The organism is Staphylococcus sp. GW823-FHT05F06, assembly GCF_058795495.1.
Map to the genome: position 1 here is coordinate 17611 of NZ_JBXAHW010000016.1, position 21525 is coordinate 39135.

18 protein-coding genes, 2 tRNA genes and 1 rRNA gene are annotated in these 21525 nt (G+C 33.5%); all 21 read left to right on the forward strand.

The window, feature by feature from the left end; all coding sequences use genetic code 11:
* The first annotated feature begins 60 nt into the window (after positions 1 to 60).
* The 21 genes from AC1Q7N_RS09915 (at position 61) to AC1Q7N_RS10015 (ending at position 21508) form a co-directional block, all read left to right on the forward strand.
* Positions 61 to 1026 (forward strand): ribose-phosphate diphosphokinase, encoded by a 966-nt coding sequence (locus AC1Q7N_RS09915; RefSeq protein ID WP_001832233.1) that lies wholly within the window; start codon positions 61 to 63, stop codon positions 1024 to 1026.
* Between the two features lie 169 nt (positions 1027 to 1195).
* Complete coding sequence (locus AC1Q7N_RS09920) at positions 1196 to 1855, forward strand: 50S ribosomal protein L25/general stress protein Ctc (protein ID WP_001832185.1); 660 nt, start codon at positions 1196 to 1198, stop codon at positions 1853 to 1855.
* Between the two features lie 252 nt (positions 1856 to 2107).
* Complete coding sequence (gene pth / locus AC1Q7N_RS09925; RefSeq protein ID WP_001832229.1) at positions 2108 to 2680, forward strand: aminoacyl-tRNA hydrolase; 573 nt, start codon at positions 2108 to 2110, stop codon at positions 2678 to 2680.
* Between the two features lie 5 nt (positions 2681 to 2685).
* Positions 2686 to 6186, forward strand: coding sequence for a transcription-repair coupling factor (mfd, locus tag AC1Q7N_RS09930; RefSeq protein WP_021298813.1), 3501 nt, complete (start codon positions 2686 to 2688; stop codon positions 6184 to 6186).
* Complete coding sequence (locus AC1Q7N_RS09935) at positions 6176 to 7717, forward strand: polysaccharide biosynthesis protein (RefSeq protein ID WP_001832207.1); 1542 nt, start codon at positions 6176 to 6178, stop codon at positions 7715 to 7717. The genes mfd and AC1Q7N_RS09935 overlap by 11 nt, the downstream gene beginning before the upstream one ends.
* Positions 7714 to 8904, forward strand: coding sequence for a MazG nucleotide pyrophosphohydrolase domain-containing protein (locus AC1Q7N_RS09940; protein WP_001832236.1), 1191 nt, complete (start codon positions 7714 to 7716; stop codon positions 8902 to 8904). The genes AC1Q7N_RS09935 and AC1Q7N_RS09940 overlap by 4 nt, the downstream gene beginning before the upstream one ends.
* Positions 8901 to 9164, forward strand: a complete 264-nt coding sequence (locus AC1Q7N_RS09945) for an RNA-binding S4 domain-containing protein (RefSeq protein ID WP_070857451.1) — start codon at positions 8901 to 8903, stop codon at positions 9162 to 9164. Before AC1Q7N_RS09940 ends, AC1Q7N_RS09945 begins: the two co-directional genes overlap by 4 nt.
* A gap of 23 nt (positions 9165 to 9187) precedes the next feature.
* Positions 9188 to 9589 carry a cell division protein DivIC gene (gene divIC / locus AC1Q7N_RS09950; RefSeq protein ID WP_001832241.1) on the forward strand — a complete coding sequence of 134 codons (402 nt, stop codon included), beginning with the start codon at positions 9188 to 9190 and terminating at the stop codon, positions 9587 to 9589.
* A gap of 93 nt (positions 9590 to 9682) precedes the next feature.
* Complete coding sequence (locus AC1Q7N_RS09955; protein WP_001832231.1) at positions 9683 to 10084, forward strand: S1 domain-containing RNA-binding protein; 402 nt, start codon at positions 9683 to 9685, stop codon at positions 10082 to 10084.
* 277 nt (positions 10085 to 10361) lie between these two features.
* Positions 10362 to 11660 (forward strand): tRNA lysidine(34) synthetase TilS, encoded by a 1299-nt coding sequence (gene tilS, locus AC1Q7N_RS09960; RefSeq protein ID WP_002440766.1) that lies wholly within the window; start codon positions 10362 to 10364, stop codon positions 11658 to 11660.
* Entirely contained in the window at positions 11660 to 12199 is a 540-nt protein-coding gene (gene hpt / locus AC1Q7N_RS09965; protein ID WP_001832216.1) for a hypoxanthine phosphoribosyltransferase, read from the forward strand. The genes tilS and hpt overlap by 1 nt, the downstream gene beginning before the upstream one ends.
* A gap of 274 nt (positions 12200 to 12473) precedes the next feature.
* Complete coding sequence (gene ftsH, locus AC1Q7N_RS09970) at positions 12474 to 14576, forward strand: ATP-dependent zinc metalloprotease FtsH (RefSeq protein ID WP_070857448.1); 2103 nt, start codon at positions 12474 to 12476, stop codon at positions 14574 to 14576.
* Between the two features lie 254 nt (positions 14577 to 14830).
* Positions 14831 to 15712 (forward strand): Hsp33 family molecular chaperone HslO, encoded by an 882-nt coding sequence (gene hslO / locus AC1Q7N_RS09975; RefSeq protein WP_001832190.1) that lies wholly within the window; start codon positions 14831 to 14833, stop codon positions 15710 to 15712.
* 336 nt (positions 15713 to 16048) lie between these two features.
* Positions 16049 to 16981 (forward strand): cysteine synthase A, encoded by a 933-nt coding sequence (cysK, locus tag AC1Q7N_RS09980; protein WP_001832242.1) that lies wholly within the window; start codon positions 16049 to 16051, stop codon positions 16979 to 16981.
* A gap of 295 nt (positions 16982 to 17276) precedes the next feature.
* A complete protein-coding gene (gene folP / locus AC1Q7N_RS09985; RefSeq protein WP_002440771.1) occupies positions 17277 to 18095 on the forward strand; it encodes a dihydropteroate synthase in 819 nt (272 codons plus the stop codon).
* Positions 18073 to 18438 (forward strand): dihydroneopterin aldolase, encoded by a 366-nt coding sequence (gene folB, locus AC1Q7N_RS09990; protein WP_001832204.1) that lies wholly within the window; start codon positions 18073 to 18075, stop codon positions 18436 to 18438. Before folP ends, folB begins: the two co-directional genes overlap by 23 nt.
* Entirely contained in the window at positions 18439 to 18918 is a 480-nt protein-coding gene (gene folK / locus AC1Q7N_RS09995) for a 2-amino-4-hydroxy-6-hydroxymethyldihydropteridine diphosphokinase (protein ID WP_001832213.1), read from the forward strand.
* A 335-nt stretch (positions 18919 to 19253) separates the two neighbouring features.
* Positions 19254 to 20741, forward strand: coding sequence for a lysine--tRNA ligase (gene lysS / locus AC1Q7N_RS10000; RefSeq protein ID WP_001833056.1), 1488 nt, complete (start codon positions 19254 to 19256; stop codon positions 20739 to 20741).
* Between the two features lie 484 nt (positions 20742 to 21225).
* Positions 21226 to 21340, forward strand: a 5S ribosomal RNA gene (gene rrf, locus AC1Q7N_RS10005).
* A 10-nt stretch (positions 21341 to 21350) separates the two neighbouring features.
* A tRNA-Val gene (locus AC1Q7N_RS10010) sits at positions 21351 to 21426 on the forward strand.
* Between the two features lie 6 nt (positions 21427 to 21432).
* Positions 21433 to 21508, forward strand: a tRNA-Thr gene (locus AC1Q7N_RS10015).
* Positions 21509 to 21525: the final 17 nt, after the last annotated feature.

Here is a 21525-nt window from a genome sequence, read left to right on the forward strand (position 1 = left end):
TAAAAAAGCGCTATTTTCTATATAATATAAATGTCTAAGTAAATAATTGGAGGACTATAAATGTTAAATAATGAATATAAGAATTCATCAATGAAGATCTTTTCGCTTAAAGGAAATGAACCTTTGGCACAAGAAGTAGCAGATCATGTAGGGATTGAATTAGGTAAATGTTCTGTAAAACGTTTTAGTGATGGAGAAATTCAAATAAATATTGAAGAAAGCATTCGTGGTTGTGATGTTTTTATTGTTCAACCAACTTCATACCCAGTCAATCTTCATTTAATGGAGTTACTTATTATGATTGATGCGTGTAAACGCGCGTCAGCAGCAAATATTAACATCGTAGTACCATACTATGGTTACGCTCGACAAGATAGAAAAGCCCGTAGTCGTGAACCTATTACTGCTAAATTAGTAGCTAATTTAATCGAAACAGCAGGTGCCAATCGTATGATCGCATTAGACTTACATGCACCTCAGATCCAAGGATTCTTCGATATTCCTATTGATCATTTAATGGGTGTTCCTATCCTTGCACAACACTTTGAGAATGATCCTGATATTAATCCAGAAGAATGTGTAGTTGTGTCCCCTGACCATGGTGGGGTAACACGAGCTCGTAAATTAGCCGACATTTTAAAAACTCCAATTGCAATTATCGACAAAAGACGTCCGAAACCGAATGTGGCAGAAGTTATGAACATTGTGGGTGATATTGAAGGACGTACTGCAATTATTATAGATGACATTATTGATACTGCAGGAACAATTACTTTAGCTGCTCAAGCTTTAAAAGATAAAGGTGCTAAAGAAGTCTATGCTTGCTGTACACATCCAGTGCTTTCTGGGCCAGCGAAAGAACGAATTGAAAACTCTGCAATCAAGCAACTTATAGTAACAAACTCAATTCAATTAGAAGAGAATAGAAAACCTAATAATACAAAAGAACTTTCTGTAGCTGGTTTAATTGCGAAAGCAATTATTCGTGTATACGAAAGAGAATCAGTAAGTGTATTATTTGACTAAAATTTACAATTGAATTTGACGTATCCTACATCAACATGTATAATACTATCGTTCGTAGAATTGCGAACAAATAAACACTTACAAGCAACAGTAACGTTGATGGGTAAGTGAGGAGCAGGTTAGACGTATCCAATGTCTAAACCTCGAAATTCGAAAGGTGGAAATACGAATGGCTTCATTAAAGTCAATCATTCGTCAAGGTAAACAAACACGTTCTGACCTAAAACAATTAAGAAACTCAGGTAAAGTACCTGCAGTTGTATATGGTTACGGTACAAAAAATACTTCAGTTAAAGTTGATGAAGTTGAATTTATCAAAGTAATCCGTGAAGTAGGACGTAATGGTGTTATTGATTTAGGCGTAGGTTCTAAAACAATTAAAGTAATGGTTTCAGATTATCAATTTGATCCATTAAAAAACCAAATCACTCATATTGACTTTTTAGCAATCAACATGAGTGAAGAACGTACTGTTGAAGTACAAGTTCAATTAGTTGGTGAAGCTGTAGGTGCTAAAGAAGGCGGCGTAGTTGAACAACCATTATTCAACTTAGAAGTTACAGCTACACCTGAAAATATTCCTGAAACTATCGAAGTAGATATCAGTGAATTACAAGTTAATGACAGCTTAGCAGTTTCTGATATTAAAATCTCTGGTGATTTCACAATCGAAAATAATCCAGAAGATTCTATCGTAACAGTAGTTCCTCCAACAGATGAACCTTCTGAAGAAGAAGTTGAAGCTATGGAAGGCGAATCAGCAACTGAAGAACCAGAAGTTGTTGGTGAAGACAAAGAAGACGATGAAGAAGAAAATAAAGAAGACTAATCTTCGTGTCTCTTAAGTAGGTATTCTCATTAGTTGAGATTACAGATTTAAAGGCGAGCACTGTGCTTATGTTAATAAGCATAGTGCTTTTTGTGTTATTATAGGGAATGATTAATTATTTAGGACGGTTTTAGAGGAGGTTGACATATATCAGTGGTCAATCATTTTTACGTCCTTTATTTTAAAATAAACACAGCAATAGCATTTGAAAATATGTGAAGATACATAATATTAATAGTGGAGGTAACAATAATGAAATGCATTGTCGGTCTTGGCAACATTGGTAAACGTTTTGAATTAACAAGACATAATATTGGTTTCGAAGTTGTCGATGATATTCTAGAACGCCACCAATTTACTTTAGACAAACAAAAATTTAAAGGTGCATATACTATTGAACGTTTAAACGGCGAAAAAGTATTATTTATTGAGCCAATGACCATGATGAACTTATCTGGTCAAGCTGTAGCCCCTTTAATGGATTATTATAATGTCGATGTTGAAGATTTGATCGTTTTATATGACGATTTAGATTTAGAACAAGGACAAGTGCGTCTGCGCCAAAAGGGGAGTGCAGGCGGTCATAATGGTATGAAATCGATAATTAAAATGCTTGGTACAGATCAATTTAAACGTATTCGAATTGGTGTTGGCCGTCCAACAAATGGGATGTCTGTTCCGGACTATGTTTTACAAAAATTTTCAAAAGAAGAAATGATCATTATGGAAAAGGTAATTGAACATTCTGCAAGAGCTGTAGAATCTTTTATTGAAAGTTCTCGTTTTGATCATGTTATGAATGAATTTAATGGTGAAGTCAAGTGAAATCAATGATTGCAAATTACATTAGCGAAGATAATCGTTTTCAAGAATTAGATGAAGTCTTCGGCCAAGAGAATATTTTAGTTACGGGATTATCCCCGTCAGCGAAGGCAACAATTATTGCTGAAAAATATTTAAAAGATCATAAACAAATGCTACTCGTAACTAATAATTTATACCAAGCAGATAAAATCGAAACTGACATTTTACAATATGTAGATGACTCAGAAGTTTATAAATATCCTGTTCAAGATATAATGACTGAAGAGTTTTCTACTCAAAGTCCACAATTGATGAGTGAGCGTGTTAGAACGTTGACTGCGTTAGCCCAAGGCGAAAAAGGGTTATTTATTGTGCCTTTAAACGGCTTTAAAAAATGGCTAACACCGGTTGATTTATGGAAAGATCATCAAATGACGCTTAAAGTAGGTCAGGATATTGATGTTGATGCATTCTTAAATAAATTAGTTAATATGGGTTATCGCCGAGAAAGTGTAGTGTCACATATTGGTGAGTTTTCATTGCGTGGTGGAATCATAGATATATATCCGTTGATAGGAACACCTGTGAGAATAGAGCTATTTGATACTGAAGTTGATTCCATCAGAGACTTTGATGTAGAAACACAACGTTCTAACGATAATATAAATCAAGTTGAAATCACAACAGCTAGTGACTACATTATTACTGATGAAGTGATACAACACTTACAAAATGAACTTAAAAAAGCATATGAATATACACGCCCTAAAATTGAAAAGTCCGTACGTAATGATTTAAAAGAGACATATGAAAGTTTTAAGTTGTTTGAATCTACCTTTTTCGATCATCAATTGTTACGACGTCTTGTTTCATTTATGTATGAAAAACCATCAACCCTTATTGACTATTTTCAAAAAAACGCGATTATTGTAGTTGATGAGTTTAATCGTATTAAGGAAACAGAAGAAACACTTACAACAGAAGTTGAAGATTTTATGAGTAACTTAATTGAGAGTGGAAATGGATTTATCGGACAAGGATTTATGAAGTATGAAAGTTTTGACGCATTATTAGAGCAACATGCCGTTGCATATTTCACATTATTTACATCTTCGATGCAAGTACCATTACAACATATTATTAAGTTCTCTTGTAAACCAGTTCAACAATTTTATGGTCAATATGACATTATGCGCTCGGAATTTCAAAGATACGTGCATCAAGATTACACTGTCGTAGTTCTTGTTGAAACTGAAACAAAAGTTGAACGTATTCAATCAATGCTTAATGAAATGCATATTCCAACAGTATCAAATATTCACGAAGATATTGATGGTGGTCAAGTTGTAGTGACGGAAGGTAGTCTTTCTGAAGGCTTTGAATTACCTTATATGCAGTTGGTAGTCATCACAGAAAGAGAATTATTTAAAACAAGACAAAAGAAACAACGTAAACGTACAAAAACGATTTCTAATGCTGAAAAAATAAAATCATATCAAGACCTAAATGTGGGCGATTATATAGTGCATGTGCATCATGGTGTCGGACGATACTTAGGTGTTGAAACACTAGAAGTTGGAGATACACATCGCGACTATATTAAATTGCAATATAAAGGAACTGATCAATTATTCGTTCCAGTTGATCAAATGGATCAAGTTCAAAAGTATGTGGCTTCTGAAGATAAGTCGCCTAGATTAAATAAATTAGGCGGGACAGAATGGAAAAAAACAAAGGCGAAAGTTCAACAAAGTGTTGAAGATATAGCTGATGAATTAATTGATTTGTATAAAGAACGTGAAATGTCTGTAGGTTATCAATACGGCCAAGATACTGCAGAGCAATCAGCATTTGAGCATGATTTTCCATATGAATTAACACCCGATCAAAGTAAGTCAATCGATGAAATTAAAGGTGACATGGAAAGAGCAAGACCTATGGACCGTCTTCTTTGTGGTGATGTGGGATATGGTAAAACTGAAGTGGCTGTCCGTGCAGCGTTTAAAGCTGTCATGGATGGTAAGCAAGTTGCGTTTTTAGTACCAACAACGATTCTTGCACAACAACACTACGAAACACTACTTGAACGTATGCAAGATTTTCCGGTCGAAATTCAATTGGTAAGTCGATTCCGCACAGCTAAAGAAATAAGGGAAACTAAAGAAGGGCTCAAATCAGGATATGTTGACATTGTCGTAGGTACACATAAATTATTAGGTAAAGATATTCAATATAAAGATTTGGGATTGCTTATTGTTGATGAAGAACAACGTTTTGGAGTGCGACATAAAGAACGCATTAAAACTTTGAAAAAAAACGTTGATGTACTGACGCTTACTGCAACACCAATACCAAGAACATTGCATATGAGTATGTTAGGTGTACGTGACTTATCAGTGATTGAAACACCACCTGAAAATCGTTTTCCTGTACAAACTTATGTCTTAGAACAGAATACGAACTTTATTAAAGAGGCATTAGAGCGTGAATTATCTCGCGATGGACAAGTATTTTATTTGTATAACAAAGTGCAGTCCATTTATGAAAAAAGAGAACAACTTCAAATGTTAATGCCTGACGCTAACATTGCTGTAGCACATGGCCAAATGACTGAACGTGATTTAGAGGAAACAATGTTAAGCTTTATTAATCACGAGTACGATATTTTAGTAACGACTACAATTATTGAAACAGGTGTAGATGTACCAAATGCTAATACTTTAATCATAGAAGAGGCTGATCGTTTTGGTTTAAGCCAGCTATACCAATTAAGAGGACGTGTAGGACGTTCAAGTAGAATTGGTTACGCTTATTTCTTACATCCAGCTAACAAAGTGTTAAATGAGACTGCTGAAGAGCGATTGCAAGCTATTAAGGAGTTTACCGAACTAGGTTCAGGTTTTAAAATCGCTATGCGAGATTTAAATATTCGTGGTGCAGGCAATTTACTCGGTAAGCAACAACATGGCTTTATTGATTCGGTTGGTTTCGATTTATACTCTCAAATGTTAGAAGAAGCAGTAAACGAAAAACGTGGCATTAAAGAAAAATCGCCGGATGCACCAGATATTGAAGTTGAATTGCACTTAGATGCTTATTTACCAGCTGAATATATACAAAGTGAACAGGCTAAAATTGAGATTTATAAAAAACTTCGAAAAGTAGAAACAGAAGAACAACTTTTCGATGTCAAAGATGAATTAATAGATCGTTTTAATGATTATCCAATTGAAGTCGAACGATTATTAGACATTGTTGAAATCAAAGTCCACGCTCTACATGCGGGTGTCGAATTGATAAAAGACAAAGGCAAATCTATACAAATCATTTTATCACCTAAAGCGACTGAAGATATTAATGGAGAAGAATTGTTTAAACAGACGCAACCTCTTGGTAGAGCAATGAAAGTTGGCGTGCAAAATAATGCAATGAATGTAACGCTAACAAAATCAAAACAATGGTTAGATAGTTTGAAATTCTTAGTTAGATGTATTGAAGAAAGTATGGCGATTAAAGATGAAGACTAAGAGTGAGACGGCGTTTAACGGCGTCGTTATACTTACCTTAGCATTAATTATTGTGAAGATACTAAGTGCCATTTATCGCATTCCGTATCAAAATGTTTTAGGTGATGACGGTTTATATGCTTATCAACAAATATATCCTGTCGTAGCACTAGGGGTTATTTTATCTATGAATGCCATTCCAAGTGCTGTGACTCAAGTGATAGGTGTTAATCGATCCGATGAAGTCTATACAAGGGTTATGTTTCGATTACAATGCATAGGTTTTATCGTCTTTATTTTGCTTTTTATGTTTGCGAATATGATTACCCGATGGATGGGCGATTCTAATTTAGCACCCATGTTAAAGATGGCCAGTTTTAGTTTTATTTTAATAGGTGTCTTAGGAGTGTTAAGAGGATTTTATCAATCAAAGCAAGTAATGACCATACCAGCAATTTCCCAGGTTATAGAACAGGTAATTAGAGTTAGTTTAATCATTGTTGCAATTATTATGTTTTCAATGAAACATTGGTCTATTTATCAAGCAGGAGCATTAGCTATATTGGCATCTTCGATTGGTTTTTTAGGTTCAATGTTATATTTATTACTTAAAAAACCACTTAAACTTAAGTTATGCTATCGCTTTAATAATACTTCCATTCAATGGAAGCAGTTGTTTATTTCCATATCCATATTTGCATTGAGTCAACTTATCGTTATTTTATGGCAAGTTGTGGATAGTTTTACAATAATACGTTTATTACAACATAGCGGTATTGCTTTTAAAGAAGCAATTATTCAAAAAGGCATTTATGATCGTGGTGCTTCATTTATACAAATGGGTTTGATTGTAACTACGACTTTTAGTTTCGTTCTTATCCCATTACTTACTCAAGCAATTCGTGAACATAATCAAATTCATATGAATCGTTATGCAAATGCATCAATTAAAATCACGGTAGTAATAAGTACAGCAGCTAGTATAGGATTAATTAATCTGCTTCCACTTATGAATGTTGTATTCTTTAAAAGTAATCATTTAACTCTAACTTTGAGTATTTATATGTTTACAGTGATATGTGTTTCGTTAATAATGATGAATATCTCATTATTACAAGTTCAAACCAGTATTCGTCCCATTATTATGGGTGTGATAATAGGAATACTGTCCAAAATTATTTTAAATGTTATATTAATACCTTTTTGGGGTATCGTGGGTGCAAGTGTGAGTACAGTCTTATCACTACTACTTTTTGTCATAATATTGCAAGTTGCAGTCTTAAAGTACTACCGTTTTAATCGTATATCTTTATTTATCGTTAAACTTATTTTAGGTATGATAATTATGAGTATAGTTGTTCAAACTGTCATGCTTGCCTTACCTTCAAAAAGTAGGATGTTAGGATTACTAGAACTTATAGTTAGCTCAATTATAGGCATAGTGATTATAATGTTGTATATTGTTATATTTAATGTATTAGGATACAAAGAAATAAAGCACTTACCTTTTGGAGACAAATTATATCAAATGAAGAGAGGAAGACGGTCATGACACATACAATTACAATAGTTGGTTTAGGTAATTATGGCATTGATGAGTTACCTTTAGGTATCTATCGTTTTTTAGAAAAAGAGTCTAAAGTATATGCTAGAACCTTAAATCATCCTGTCATCAATACGCTAAAGAAAGAAATTGAATTCGAGAGTTTCGATAGTATTTATGAAGCACATGACCGTTTTGAAGATGTTTATGAAGCGATTGTCACATCACTAATAGAATTGGCACAATCTGAAGATATTGTTTATGCAGTTCCTGGTCATCCTAGAGTTGCTGAAACTACGACTGTAAAATTATTAGAGTATAGTCATTTTAATAAGGATATCTCTGTGAAGGTACTTGGAGGAAAAAGTTTTATTGATGACATTTTTGAAGCGGTTGATGTAGACCCCAATGATGGTTTTACACTGCTTGATGGTACGTCATTAAAAGAATCGGCCTTAAATGTTCGTACAAATACAGTAATTACTCAAGTTTATAGCGTAATGATAGCTGCCGATTTAAAACTTACTTTAATGGAAAGATATCCTGATGATTTTAATGTGAAAATAATTACTGGTTCTCATAGTGATGGAGCTCACGTAATTGAATGCCCACTTTATGAAATTGATCGCTACGACGATTATTTTAATAATCTTACAAGTTTATTTATTCCAAAAATCAATGAGGATACATTACTTTATCAAGATTTTGATTACGCAGTTCAAACTATTGATTTACTCGTTGATAATGAAAAAGGGTGTCCGTGGGATAAAGTACAAACTCACGACTCATTAAAACGGTATCTTTTAGAAGAAACGTTTGAATTATTTGAAGCCATTGATAATGAAGATGATTGGCATATGATAGAGGAATTAGGAGATATACTTTTACAAGTATTATTACATTCTAGTATAGGTAAAAAAGAAGGATATATTGATATCAAAGAAATTATAGAAAGTCTCAACACCAAGATGATTCATAGACATCCACATATCTTTGGTAATGCGCATGTAACTTCGCAAGAGGATTTAAAAGACATTTGGTCACGTGCTAAAGAAAAAGAAGGTAAAGTGCCTCGTGTTAAATTTGAGAAAGTATTTGCAGACCACTTCTTGAAATTGTATGATAAAACAAAAAATAGGCAATTTGACGAAGATGATCTCAAACAATTTTTACAACAAGGAGAGAAAAATTCATGAGATTAGATAAATATCTAAAAGTGTCACGATTAGTTAAACGACGTACATTAGCTAAAGAAATTAGCGAACAAGGTCGAGTGACTGTCAATGGAAATGTGGCAAAAGCAGGTACAGATATCAAAGAAAACGATGAACTCATTATTCGTTTTGGACAAAAATTAGTCACAGTTAAAGTAACAGGATTAAGCAACCATGCTACAAAAGAAAATGCAAAAGGTATGTATGATTTGATTAAAGAAGAACGTATTAATGAAGAGTGAAATGCTTAAGGAGGTGACAAGCAATGAATAAAAAAGTAGAACATATCGGTAACCAATATACGTCACAAGAAAATAAGAAAAAACAACGACAAAAAATGAAAATGCGTGTTGTACGTAGACGTATTGCTTTATTCGGAGGTATTCTTTTAGCGATTATCCTCATTCTACTTGTATTGCTTGTCATTCAAAGACATAATAACGATCAAGATGCAGTTGAAAGGAAAGAGAAAGAAACTGAGTTTCAAAAACAACAAGATGAAGAAATTGCTTTAAAAGAGAAACTTAATAATTTAAATGATAAAGACTATATCGAGAAAATAGCGAGAGACGATTATTATTTAAGTAATAAAGGTGAAGTCATTTTTAGATTACCTGATGATAAAAAATCCTCTCAGTCAAAGACTTCAAACGAAAAAGGCAATTAGAATAAAATAATATGATTATATCATTGTGAAATTACGTGAACAGGAATATAATAAGGATAAAATCGAATCTAACCAGGAGGATTTATTTAGAAAATGTCAATCGAAGTAGGAAACAAGCTTAAAGGTAAAGTTACAGGTATCAAAAAGTTTGGTGCATTCGTAGAATTACCTGAAGGAAAAAGTGGTTTAGTTCATATCAGTGAAGTTGCCGACAATTATGTTGAAAATGTTGAAGACCACTTATCAGTAGGTGACGAAGTAGAAGTTAAAGTTTTATCAATCGCGGATGATGGTAAAATTAGTTTATCAATAAAAAAAGCTAAAGACCGCCCTCGTAAGCCTCGTCACAGTAAAGCTAATCACGGTAAACCAGTTCAAAAAACTGAAGACTTTGAGAAAAAATTAAGTAACTTCTTAAAAGATAGTGAAGATAAATTAACGTCAATTAAACGTCAAACCGAATCACGCAGAGGCGGTAAAGGTTCTAGACGTTAATATGATATAGATTAAACGACCGTTAATGTCAGAGTGATGATGTTTTTAGTACTTTGACAAATAGTGGGAAGACACTACGAAGATGTTTAGTCCTTGATTAAACATATGCAACATCCACATGGGGTGGGAGGTAGAATTCAATTATATTACTTTGAATTCTCTCCTACTCCTATTTTTGTTGATGTTGAGTAAGTCATATTACGTTATGGAAGACGGATTTAATTGTATCACGTAGAATTCAATTTAGTGGCATCATTTAAAGTAACGAGGTGAATAAATGAATATCAAAACAGATGGTTGGTCTAAAAAAGCACATATTGTTGTGGCTGTCTCAACAGGCATTGATAGTATGAGTTTATTATATAGCTTATTAAACGACTATCAACATACATATCGTAAATTAACATGTGTTCATGTTAACCACGGATTGCGTGAACAGTCATATGAAGAAGAAGCGTTTTTGAGAGAGTATTGCCATCAACATCATATTGACATTTATATAAAGCGTTTAGACTTAAGTGATATTGTAGCAGACGGTAATAGTATTCAACAAGAAGCGCGTCAACGTCGTTATGAATGGTTTGGAGATATCATAGCTCAATTAAGAGCAGATGTATTGTTAACAGCTCATCATCTTGATGATCAACTTGAAACGATTATATATCGTTTGTTTACAGGGAGATCAACACGTAATTCATTAGGTATGACATATGAGTCGTATTTTAATCAATACAAAGTGTATCGTCCTATGTTAAATTTAAAAAAAACTGAAATATTAGCGTATCAGTATGCGAACCAAATTCCATACTATGAGGACATGTCTAATCAAGATAGAAAATATGTTAGAAATGACATTAGACAACGCATCATACCTGCAATTAACGAGAACCCGCATTTAAACGCGCATCAGCTACTCAAACTTAAGGATTGGCATGATATTGAATTGCAATCGTTAAAAGAACAAGCTGAAACGTTCATCAATAACGAAGTTTCAAAAAGTAAATATTTAACCTATTCCTTTTCTAGAACTGCTTTTAATGAATTGAATGTGAATATCAAAAGCGTAGTTATGGATTTGTTATTCGAAAAATTAGATTGTCATTTAGCAATGCCACAACATGCTTATGACGAGTGGTTTGAACAGATTAGAAATGATAAATCTCAATTTAATATTCACGTAACAGATGAATGGATAATTCAAATTGCATATGATAAATTAATAATAATGGCTAAAAGTGAAATGGATCAATATATATTAGACCGTATATGTATTAGAAAGCCAGGTACATATGAATTTAATGATTATCAAATTGATATTCATCCTGACTTACCACAACAGTTATATCCGCTTACTGTGCGTGTCCGACAAAATGGAGATGTGTATAAATTAAATGGTCAAAAAGGTCATAAAAAAGTGAGTCGTTTATTTATCGATAAAAAAGTGACTCTTGCTGAACGTCAGCGCATCCCACTCATTATTAATCAAGAAAATGCAGTGTTAGCTATTGGCGATTTATATGTTAAAGAAAATTTTAAAGAATTTATTTTGATTTCGAATAATGGAGATGAATTATAATGCATAAGGATTTAAAGAATGTTTTGTTATCGGAAGAAGACATTCAAAATATTTGTAAAGAGATGGGAGCTATCATTACTGAGGATTATAAAGATCGCCCACTCGTTTGTGTTGGTATTTTGAAGGGATCAGTCATGTTTATGGCAGACTTAATTAAACGTATTGATACACATTTATCAATCGATTTTATGGATGTTTCAAGTTATCATGGTGGAACGGAATCGACTGGGGAAGTTCAAATATTGAAAGATTTAGGTGCTTCTATAGAAAATAAAGACGTACTTATAATTGAAGATATATTAGAAACTGGTACAACTTTAAAATCTATTACAGAGTTATTGCAATCACGTAAAGTTAACTCTTTAGAAATAGCTACATTATTAGATAAACCTAACCGTCGCAAAGCTGATATCGAAGCAAAATATGTTGGTAAAAAGATTCCAGATGAATTTGTAGTTGGTTATGGTTTAGATTATCGTGAGTTATATAGAAATCTGCCATACATAGGCACACTAAAAGCAGAAGTTTATTCTAAATAGATTTTAAAATTGGATCTGTATTAATTAATAAGTATGTTAGTATAATGAACTGTGCGTAGATTTAGTGTAGACTCAAAGTAACAATTCAAAAATGTTATGAATTGATTAAAACTATTAAGATAATTAATGTTAACAGATAGTAAACAAAGAATAATGCATTTTAAAATCGACAAAATTGTAGATGCAATACTAAAGTTGAAATACTAGCCTGAATATAAAGTGTTGTGTTACAATTTTTGTTAGTTTTATTATTGAAAGTAGGAGGAAATGACGCATGCAGAAAGCTTTTCGCAATGTGCTAGTTATCGCAATTATTGGCGTTATTATATTTGGCCTCTTTTCATTTTTAAATGGAAATGGGAATATGCCAAAACAACTTACATATACTCAGTTTGTTAATAAGTTGAATAAAGGCGATTTAAAAACTTTAGAAATTCAACCAGAGCAAAACGTATATATGGTAAGTGGTAAAACAAAAAAAGATGAAGATTACTCATCGACAATTTTATATAACAATGAAAAAGATTTACAAAAAATCACAGATACAGCTAAGAAACAAGATAATCTTAAATTTACAGTTAAAGAAGAAGAAAAACAAAGTGTATTCGTTAGTATTTTAACGACACTGATTCCTGTATTAATCATTGCATTATTATTTATTTTCTTCCTTAGCCAAGCCCAAGGTGGCGGCGGTGGTGGTCGTATGATGAACTTTGGAAAATCCAAAGCTAAGATGTACGACAGTAATAAACGTCGAGTTCGTTTCTCAGATGTAGCAGGAGCTGACGAAGAGAAACAAGAATTAATAGAAATTGTAGATTTCTTAAAAGATAACAAGAAATTTAAACAAATGGGTTCAAGAATTCCAAAAGGTGTCTTACTTGTTGGGCCTCCAGGTACAGGTAAAACATTATTAGCACGTGCGGTTGCAGGTGAAGCTGGTGCACCATTCTTCTCAATTAGTGGATCTGACTTCGTTGAGATGTTTGTTGGTGTTGGTGCGAGTCGTGTTCGTGATTTATTTGAAAATGCTAAGAAAAATGCCCCATGTATCATTTTTATTGATGAAATTGATGCTGTTGGACGTCAACGTGGTGCAGGTGTAGGTGGCGGTCATGATGAGCGTGAACAAACATTAAACCAACTATTAGTTGAGATGGATGGTTTTGGAGAAAATGAAGGTATTATTATGATTGCGGCTACAAACCGCCCAGATATCTTAGACCCTGCATTGTTACGTCCTGGTCGTTTTGATAGACAAATTCAAGTTGGACGACCAGATGTTAAAGGTCGTGAAGCAATTCTTCATGTGCATGCGAAAAATAAACCTCTTGATGAAACAGTAGATTTAAAAGCTATTTCTCAAAGAACGCCAGGTTTTTCTGGTGCAGACTTAGAAAACTTGCTAAATGAGGCATCTTTAATTGCAGCACGTGAGGGTAAAAATAAAATTGATATGCGCGATATTGAAGAAGCAACTGACCGTGTTATTGCAGGTCCAGCTAAAAAATCTCGTGTAATTTCTGAAAAAGAACGTAATATTGTAGCGCATCACGAAGCAGGTCATACTATCATCGGTATGGTGCTTGATGAAGCTGAAATTGTACACAAGGTAACAATTGTCCCTCGTGGACAAGCAGGCGGTTATGCAATGATGTTACCAAAACAAGATCGCTTCTTAATGACAGAACCAGAATTACTCGACAAAATATGTGGTTTATTAGGTGGACGAGTATCTGAGGATATTAACTTTGGTGAAGTATCAACAGGTGCTTCGAATGACTTTGAACGAGCAACGCAAATTGCAAGATCTATGGTTACAGAATATGGTATGAGTAAGAAATTAGGACCATTACAATTCTCAAGCAATAGTGGTGGACAAGTATTCCTTGGTAAAGATATGCAAGGTGAGCCGAATTATTCTGGTCAAATTGCTTATGAAATTGACAAAGAAGTTCAACGAATTGTTAAAGAGCAATATGAACGTTGTAAACAAATCTTGTTAGAACATGAAGAACAACTTAATTTAATTGCTAAAACACTACTTTCAGAAGAAACATTAGTTGCAGAACAAATTCAATCATTATTCTATGATGGTGTTTTACCAGAAGTAGATTATGACTCTGCAAAAGTTGTGAAAAATGAAAATAGTGATTATAGTGATGGAAAGTATGGAAAATCATACAACGACATTCGTAAAGAACAGTTAGAAGATGACGATAAAGAAGATGATGACAACCATGAAAAAGATGAAGTAAACCAAGACAACACAGACAGAGAAGCTGATAATACTTCACATACGAATGAACCAGGTCATCAACAATCTCCGAACATCGATAAACCATACAATCCTAACGATCCAAATCATAGACAATAGTACAAGTTTTAGTAAGTCTCTTTTTGCTCACGTATGAATTGAGTGAAAAGGGACTTTTTTATGTATAGTTTATACCAATACATTTTTAAACTTTTGGTAAAAATATTGTTATCATCTCTCATGGTTATAATACTCAATAAACATGTATGAGCAATAGATTTCATATTAGCCAATAAGAGATGTATAATAACCAATCAGTATTAAAAAATAAAAAGTTTTAAATTATAGATTATTTTTAAAAAGGAGATTTAACAATGACACATGATTATATAGTGAGAGGTTTAGCATACGGTGGGGAAATAAGAGCATATGCTGCAATCACAACAGAGTCAGTACAAGAAGCACAAACACGTCATTATACATGGCCTACTGCTTCTGCCGCTATGGGAAGAACTATGACAGCTACTGTTATGATGGGTGCAATGTTAAAAGGAAATCAAAAGTTAACAGTTACTGTTGATGGCAAAGGTCCAATTGGCAGAATTATTGCTGACGCAGATGCTCAAGGAAATGTTCGTGCATATGTAGACCATCCACAAACGCATTTTCCACTCAACGATCAAGGTAAATTGGATGTACGGCGAGCAGTTGGTACTGATGGTTCCATTCAGGTTGTTAAAGATGTTGGAATGAAAGACTACTTTTCTGGTGCGAGTCCAATAGTATCAGGTGAGCTAGGAGATGATTTCACATACTACTATGCCACAAGTGAACAAACACCATCATCAGTAGGATTGGGTGTATTAGTTAATCCAGACAACTCAATCAAAGCAGCGGGAGGATTTATTATTCAAGTTATGCCAGGTGCTACTGATGAAACGGTGACTAAATTAGAAGAAGCCATTAGTCAAATGCAACCTGTATCGAAATTAATTGAGCAAGGACTTACACCTGAAGGAATATTAAATGAAATTTTGGGTGAAGGTAATGTTCAAATTTTAAATTCAACGTCAGCGCAATTTGAATGTAATTGTAGTCATGAGAAATTTTTAAATGCTATTAAAGGTTTAGGAGAGGCAGAAATTCATAGCATGATTAAAGAGGATCATGGAGCTGAAGCTGTATGTCACTTCTGTGGTAATAAATATCAGTATAGTGAAAGTGAATTAGAAGATTTATTAGAAACAATGAAATAGTTCAAAAAATGATGAGTTAATATAATTTATAAAACAAACTGGATATAAATTTTAAAAGTTATGCACTCAATTTTAATAGAAGTTAGTCATATAGTAATGTAAAAGTCGTCGAAAAGGAGGATTATTTGTTGTCCTCACTTTCGTTCGACTATCTTTTTTTACGTTTAACTTAATCTTTTGTAGGAAATGTCTTATAGTAAAGACCAAAGTAGTATATAGTTTTATTTATAGTAAGACTATACGGTTTGTCTTTTTAGAAAATTCTGATAGAATAAAGTTATATCCGATAGAAAAACTAAGTATTGATAAATTGTAAAACTAAAAGGAGTGTTTTGGATGGCACAAAAACCTGTAGATTATGTTACACAAATTATTGGGAATACACCTGTAGTCAAATTAAGAAACGTTGTTGATGATGATGCAGCTGATATTTATGTTAAGTTAGAATATCAAAATCCAGGTGGTTCGGTAAAAGATCGTATCGCTTTAGCGATGATTGAAAAAGCTGAGCGTGAAGGGAAAATTAAACCTGGTGATACAATCGTTGAGCCTACGAGTGGTAACACTGGTATAGGTCTAGCATTTGTATGTGCTGCCAAGGGGTACAAAGCAGTTTTTACAATGCCTGAAACAATGAGCCAAGAGCGCCGTAACTTATTAAAAGCTTATGGTGCTGAACTAGTATTAACACCAGGATCTGAAGCTATGAAAGGTGCAATAAAAAAAGCTAAAGAATTAAAAGAAGAGCACGGCTATTTTGAACCACAACAATTCGAAAATCCAGCAAATCCTGAAATTCATGAACTTACAACTGGACCAGAATTAGTTGAACAATTTGAAGGTCGACAAATTGATGCATTTTTAGCTGGTGTAGGAACTGGTGGTACGTTATCTGGTGTTGGTAAAGTATTGAAGAAAGAATATCCAAATGTGGAAATAGTAGCTATTGAACCTGAAGCTTCTCCAGTATTAAGCGGTGGTGAACCAGGCCCTCATAAATTACAAGGATTGGGAGCAGGTTTCGTACCTGATACTTTAAATACAGAAGTTTATGACAGCATCATCAAAGTAGGTAATGATACTGCTATGGATATGGCACGTCGTGTTGCTAGAGAAGAAGGTATATTAGCAGGTATTTCATCTGGTGCTGCAATATATGCTGCTATTCAAAAAGCAAAAGAATTAGGTAAAGGTAAAACAGTTGTAACAGTATTACCAAGTAATGGGGAACGTTACTTATCAACACCATTATATTCATTTGATAATTAAAAACTAAACTAAAAATCATTTTGGACGAAGATTTGTTTCTAAAGTTTTAAAATAGCGTGTATTTCACGTTGATTTTTCAACTTTTTATAAAATAAATCTTCGTTTTTTATTTAATCAGACCAACCAATATTGTAGCTTCTATCTAAAATCGGCTACCTTTTTTTAATATGCCGATAATATATACTCAAAACTTATTGAAATGAATGATATCATGAAGTAGCAGATGTGTTTAGTAATGTAGTTATTATTGAAAATTAAAAAAATCTAAGAGTATATTATTGAAAAAGGTGAAATTATGATTAAAACAAAAATAATGGGGATATTAAATGTGACACCTGACTCATTTTCTGACGGAGGACAGTACCACTCAGTTGATCAAGCTGTGAAGCGTGCTAAAGAGATGATAGATGAAGGTGTAGACATCATAGACGTTGGAGGTGTCTCAACACGACCAGGTCATAAAGAAGTATCGCATAAAGAAGTATCGCTTAAAGAAGAAATGAATCGTGTATTGCCTGTGGTTGAGTCTATCGTTAAATATGATGTGCAAATTTCGGTTGATACATTTCGAAGTGAAGTTGCGGAAGCTTGTCTTAAACTTGGTGTTTCAATGATTAATGATCAGTGGGCAGGCCTATTTGATTCGAATATGTTTAATGTGGTATCTCAATACGGTGCTGAAATTGTACTTATGCATAATGGTGACGGTCATAGAGATAAACCTGTTGTTGAAGAGATGCTTGTATCATTACTTGCGCAAGCGAATAAGGCTGAACTAGCCGGTATACCACATAATAAAATCTGGTTAGATCCTGGAATAGGTTTTGCTAAAACACGAGAAGAAGAAAATGAAGTAATGGCAAGATTAGATGAATTAGTAGCGACCGAATATCCAGTTTTACTTGGAACAAGTCGAAAAAGATACATTAAAGAAATGATGAATCAAGATTCTTCTCCTTCAGATAGAGATGAGGCAACTGCAGCTACAACGGCTTATGGTATAATGAAAGGCGTTCGTGGGGTTCGAGTTCATAATGTATTATTAAATACGCGACTAGCCCAAAGTATGGATTTTCTAAAGGAGAATGAATATGAACGACATCATCTTTCTTAATGGAATGCGTTTTTATGGTTATCATGGAGTATTAGCTGCAGAAAATGATATTGGACAAATTTTTGTTGTTGATATTACTTTAAAGGTTGATCTTAGTTATGCAGGTCAATCAGATGATGTAAAAGATACTGTAAATTATGGAGAGGTTTATAAAGATGTAAAGTCTATTGTTGAAGGGCCACGTTCATGCTTAATTGAGCATCTGGCTGAACGTATTGCAAAACATATAAATTCACACTATAATCGTGTAATGGAAACGAAAGTTAGAATCACTAAAGAAAACCCACCTATTCCTGGTCATTACGATGGTGTTGGGATTGAAATAGTGAGGGAGAATGACTAAATGGTTAAAGCTTATTTAGGATTAGGGAGCAATATTGGAAATAGAGAACTACAACTCAATGAGGCTATTAAAATACTTCATGACTATCAAGGTATTCAAGTAACTCAAGTTTCTCATATTTATGAGACTGAACCAGTGGGATATACTAATCAACCGAAATTCTTAAACTTGTGCATTGAGATAGAGACTGAATTGAATCCACAATCTTTGTTAAAATGTTGTTTAACAACGGAACAACAACTTCATCGTAAAAGAGAAATACGTTGGGGGCCTAGAACTTTAGATATAGATATACTACTGTTTGGTGATCAAATTATTGAACAAGATAATTTATCAGTGCCGCACCCTAGAATGAAAGAACGTTCGTTTGTTCTTATCCCGTTAAATGATATAGCCACCAAACAAATAGAACCGATTTCTAATAAAAGTATCGGACAACTAGTAGTACCTGATAATAGTGTGAAAAAATATAAGGAATAATAAAGCATAGTAATATGGTTTTGAAACTTTTAATTAAAGAAATTTATATATTGCTAATCAATAAGTTTATAAGGGTTGCAACTATTCGATGAAAATATAAATTACTTTATTACATTTTGATGGTCTTGTAGAATAATAAAGTGAGTAGATTTGCTTTGATTAGATGCAATATCAACCTTCATTGAATAACAATACATATGAAGATAAGAAGGGTATAATAAAAGGCTTAAATATAAATTAAAACTGATTAGGAAACAATATATAGCTCCTAAAGTTTTCAACAGAAAGACATGGAACAATAAATTGATAAATCAAAGTTCAAAGGAGAGAAATTTATGTCAGAAGAAATGAACGACCAAATGCAAGTTCGTCGTCAAAAATTACAAGAATTAATTGATTTAGGGATTGATCCTTTTGGTCATCGATTCAATCGCTCATCTACTTCAAGTGAGTTAAAAGAACAGTGGGACCAATTCTCTAAGGAAGAATTGCATGAAAAAGAAGACGAAAGCCACGTGTCAATTGCAGGTCGTCTTATGACTAAACGTGGTAAAGGTAAAGCGGGATTTGCACATATTCAAGACTTGAAAGGTCAGATTCAAATTTATGTAAGAAAAGATCAAGTTGGAGATGATCAATTTAACATTTGGAAAATGGCTGACTTAGGTGACATCATAGGTGTTGAAGGTGTCATGTTTAAAACTAATACGGGCGAGATTTCTGTCAAAGCTAAGTCATTTACTTTACTATCCAAATCATTACGACCTTTACCTGATAAGTTCCATGGTTTACAAGATATAGAACAAAGATATCGACAACGTTATTTAGATTTAATTACAAATGAAGATAGTACGCAAACGTTTATTAATCGTAGTAAAATAATTCAAGAAATGAGAAACTATTTAAATAAACAAGGATTCTTGGAAGTAGAAACACCAATGATGCACCAAATTGCTGGAGGTGCTGCTGCACGTCCGTTTGTTACGCATCATAACGCATTAGATGCTACTCTTTATATGCGTATAGCTATAGAACTACATTTGAAACGGTTAATTGTCGGAGGTCTTGAAAAAGTCTACGAGATAGGCAGAGTTTTTCGTAATGAAGGTGTATCTACAAGACATAACCCTGAATTTACAATGATTGAATTGTATGAAGCTTATGCTGATTATCATGATATAATGGATTTAACTGAAAATATGGTCAGACACATTGCTCAAGAAGTGTTTGGGTCAGCTAAAGTACAATATAATGATGAAGAAATTGACTTAGAATCTTCATGGAAACGACTTCACATTGTTGATGCTGTTAAAGAAGTTACCGGTGTAGATTTTTATAATGTTAATTCTGATGAAGAAGCTATTAGATTAGCAAAAGAACATGATATTGAAATTACTGAAAATATGAAATATGGCCATATATTAAATGAATTTTTTGAACAGAAAGTTGAAGAAACACTTATTCAACCAACGTTTATTTATGGTCACCCTATTGAAATTTCACCGTTAGCAAAGAAAAATCCAAACGATGAAAGATTTACTGATCGTTTTGAATTATTTATTGTAGGAAGAGAGCATGCAAATGCCTTCACGGAATTAAACGATCCGATTGATCAACGCCAACGTTTTGAAGCGCAGCTTGTTGAAAAAGAACAAGGAAATGATGAAGCTCATGATATGGATGAGGATTACATCGAAGCATTAGAGTATGGAATGCCTCCAACTGGTGGTCTAGGTATCGGTATCGACAGATTAGTAATGCTATTAACTGATTCTCCGTCAATTAGAGACGTATTACTATTCCCATACATGAGACAAAAATAGATTCTATTAGTGATAATTGCTAAAAATTACAAACCATCGTAATGTTGACAAATCTAATTGTATTGATTATGTTTTGGCGCTGCCTTCTTAATATTTAAAGGCAGCGCTTATTTTCAAGTTTGAAATTAAACCCGTGAAAAAATACGTGTCAAACTCGAATAAGAATAGAAATAAGGAGAAAGATGTATTAAGTTATAAATAGAGAATTATATACCAAAATTGCTAAAATAATCGTATAGTAATCAAAACTAATATATGCTAGAATATTTCAAGTGAAAAGAGAGGATTTTACTATTTGATACAAAAAATAGCAAAACATCATAAAAAGTGTTGACATATATTGATAAATGAAGTAACATATAAAAGTCGTCAAAAACGAGAACGGAATGTTATGCAATTGCAAAAGAAATTTTAACATAGTGTAAAATTAACTGTTGCATTAACTTTGAAAAGTATGTATCATTAATTAAGTAAGTTAATTTTGTCTGGTGACAATGGCAAGGAGGTCACACCTGTTCCCATGCCGAACACAGAAGTTAAGCTCCTTAGCGCCGATGGTAGTCGGACTGACGTTCCGCTAGAGTAGGACGTTGCCAGGCAATATAATGTGGAGAATTAGCTCAGCTGGGAGAGCATCTGCCTTACAAGCAGAGGGTCGGCGGTTCGAACCCGTCATTCTCCACCATTTAAAGCCGGCCTAGCTCAATTGGTAGAGCAACTGACTTGTAATCAGTAGGTTGGGGGTTCAAGTCCTCTGGCCGGCACCATCTTTTGAGCCATTAGC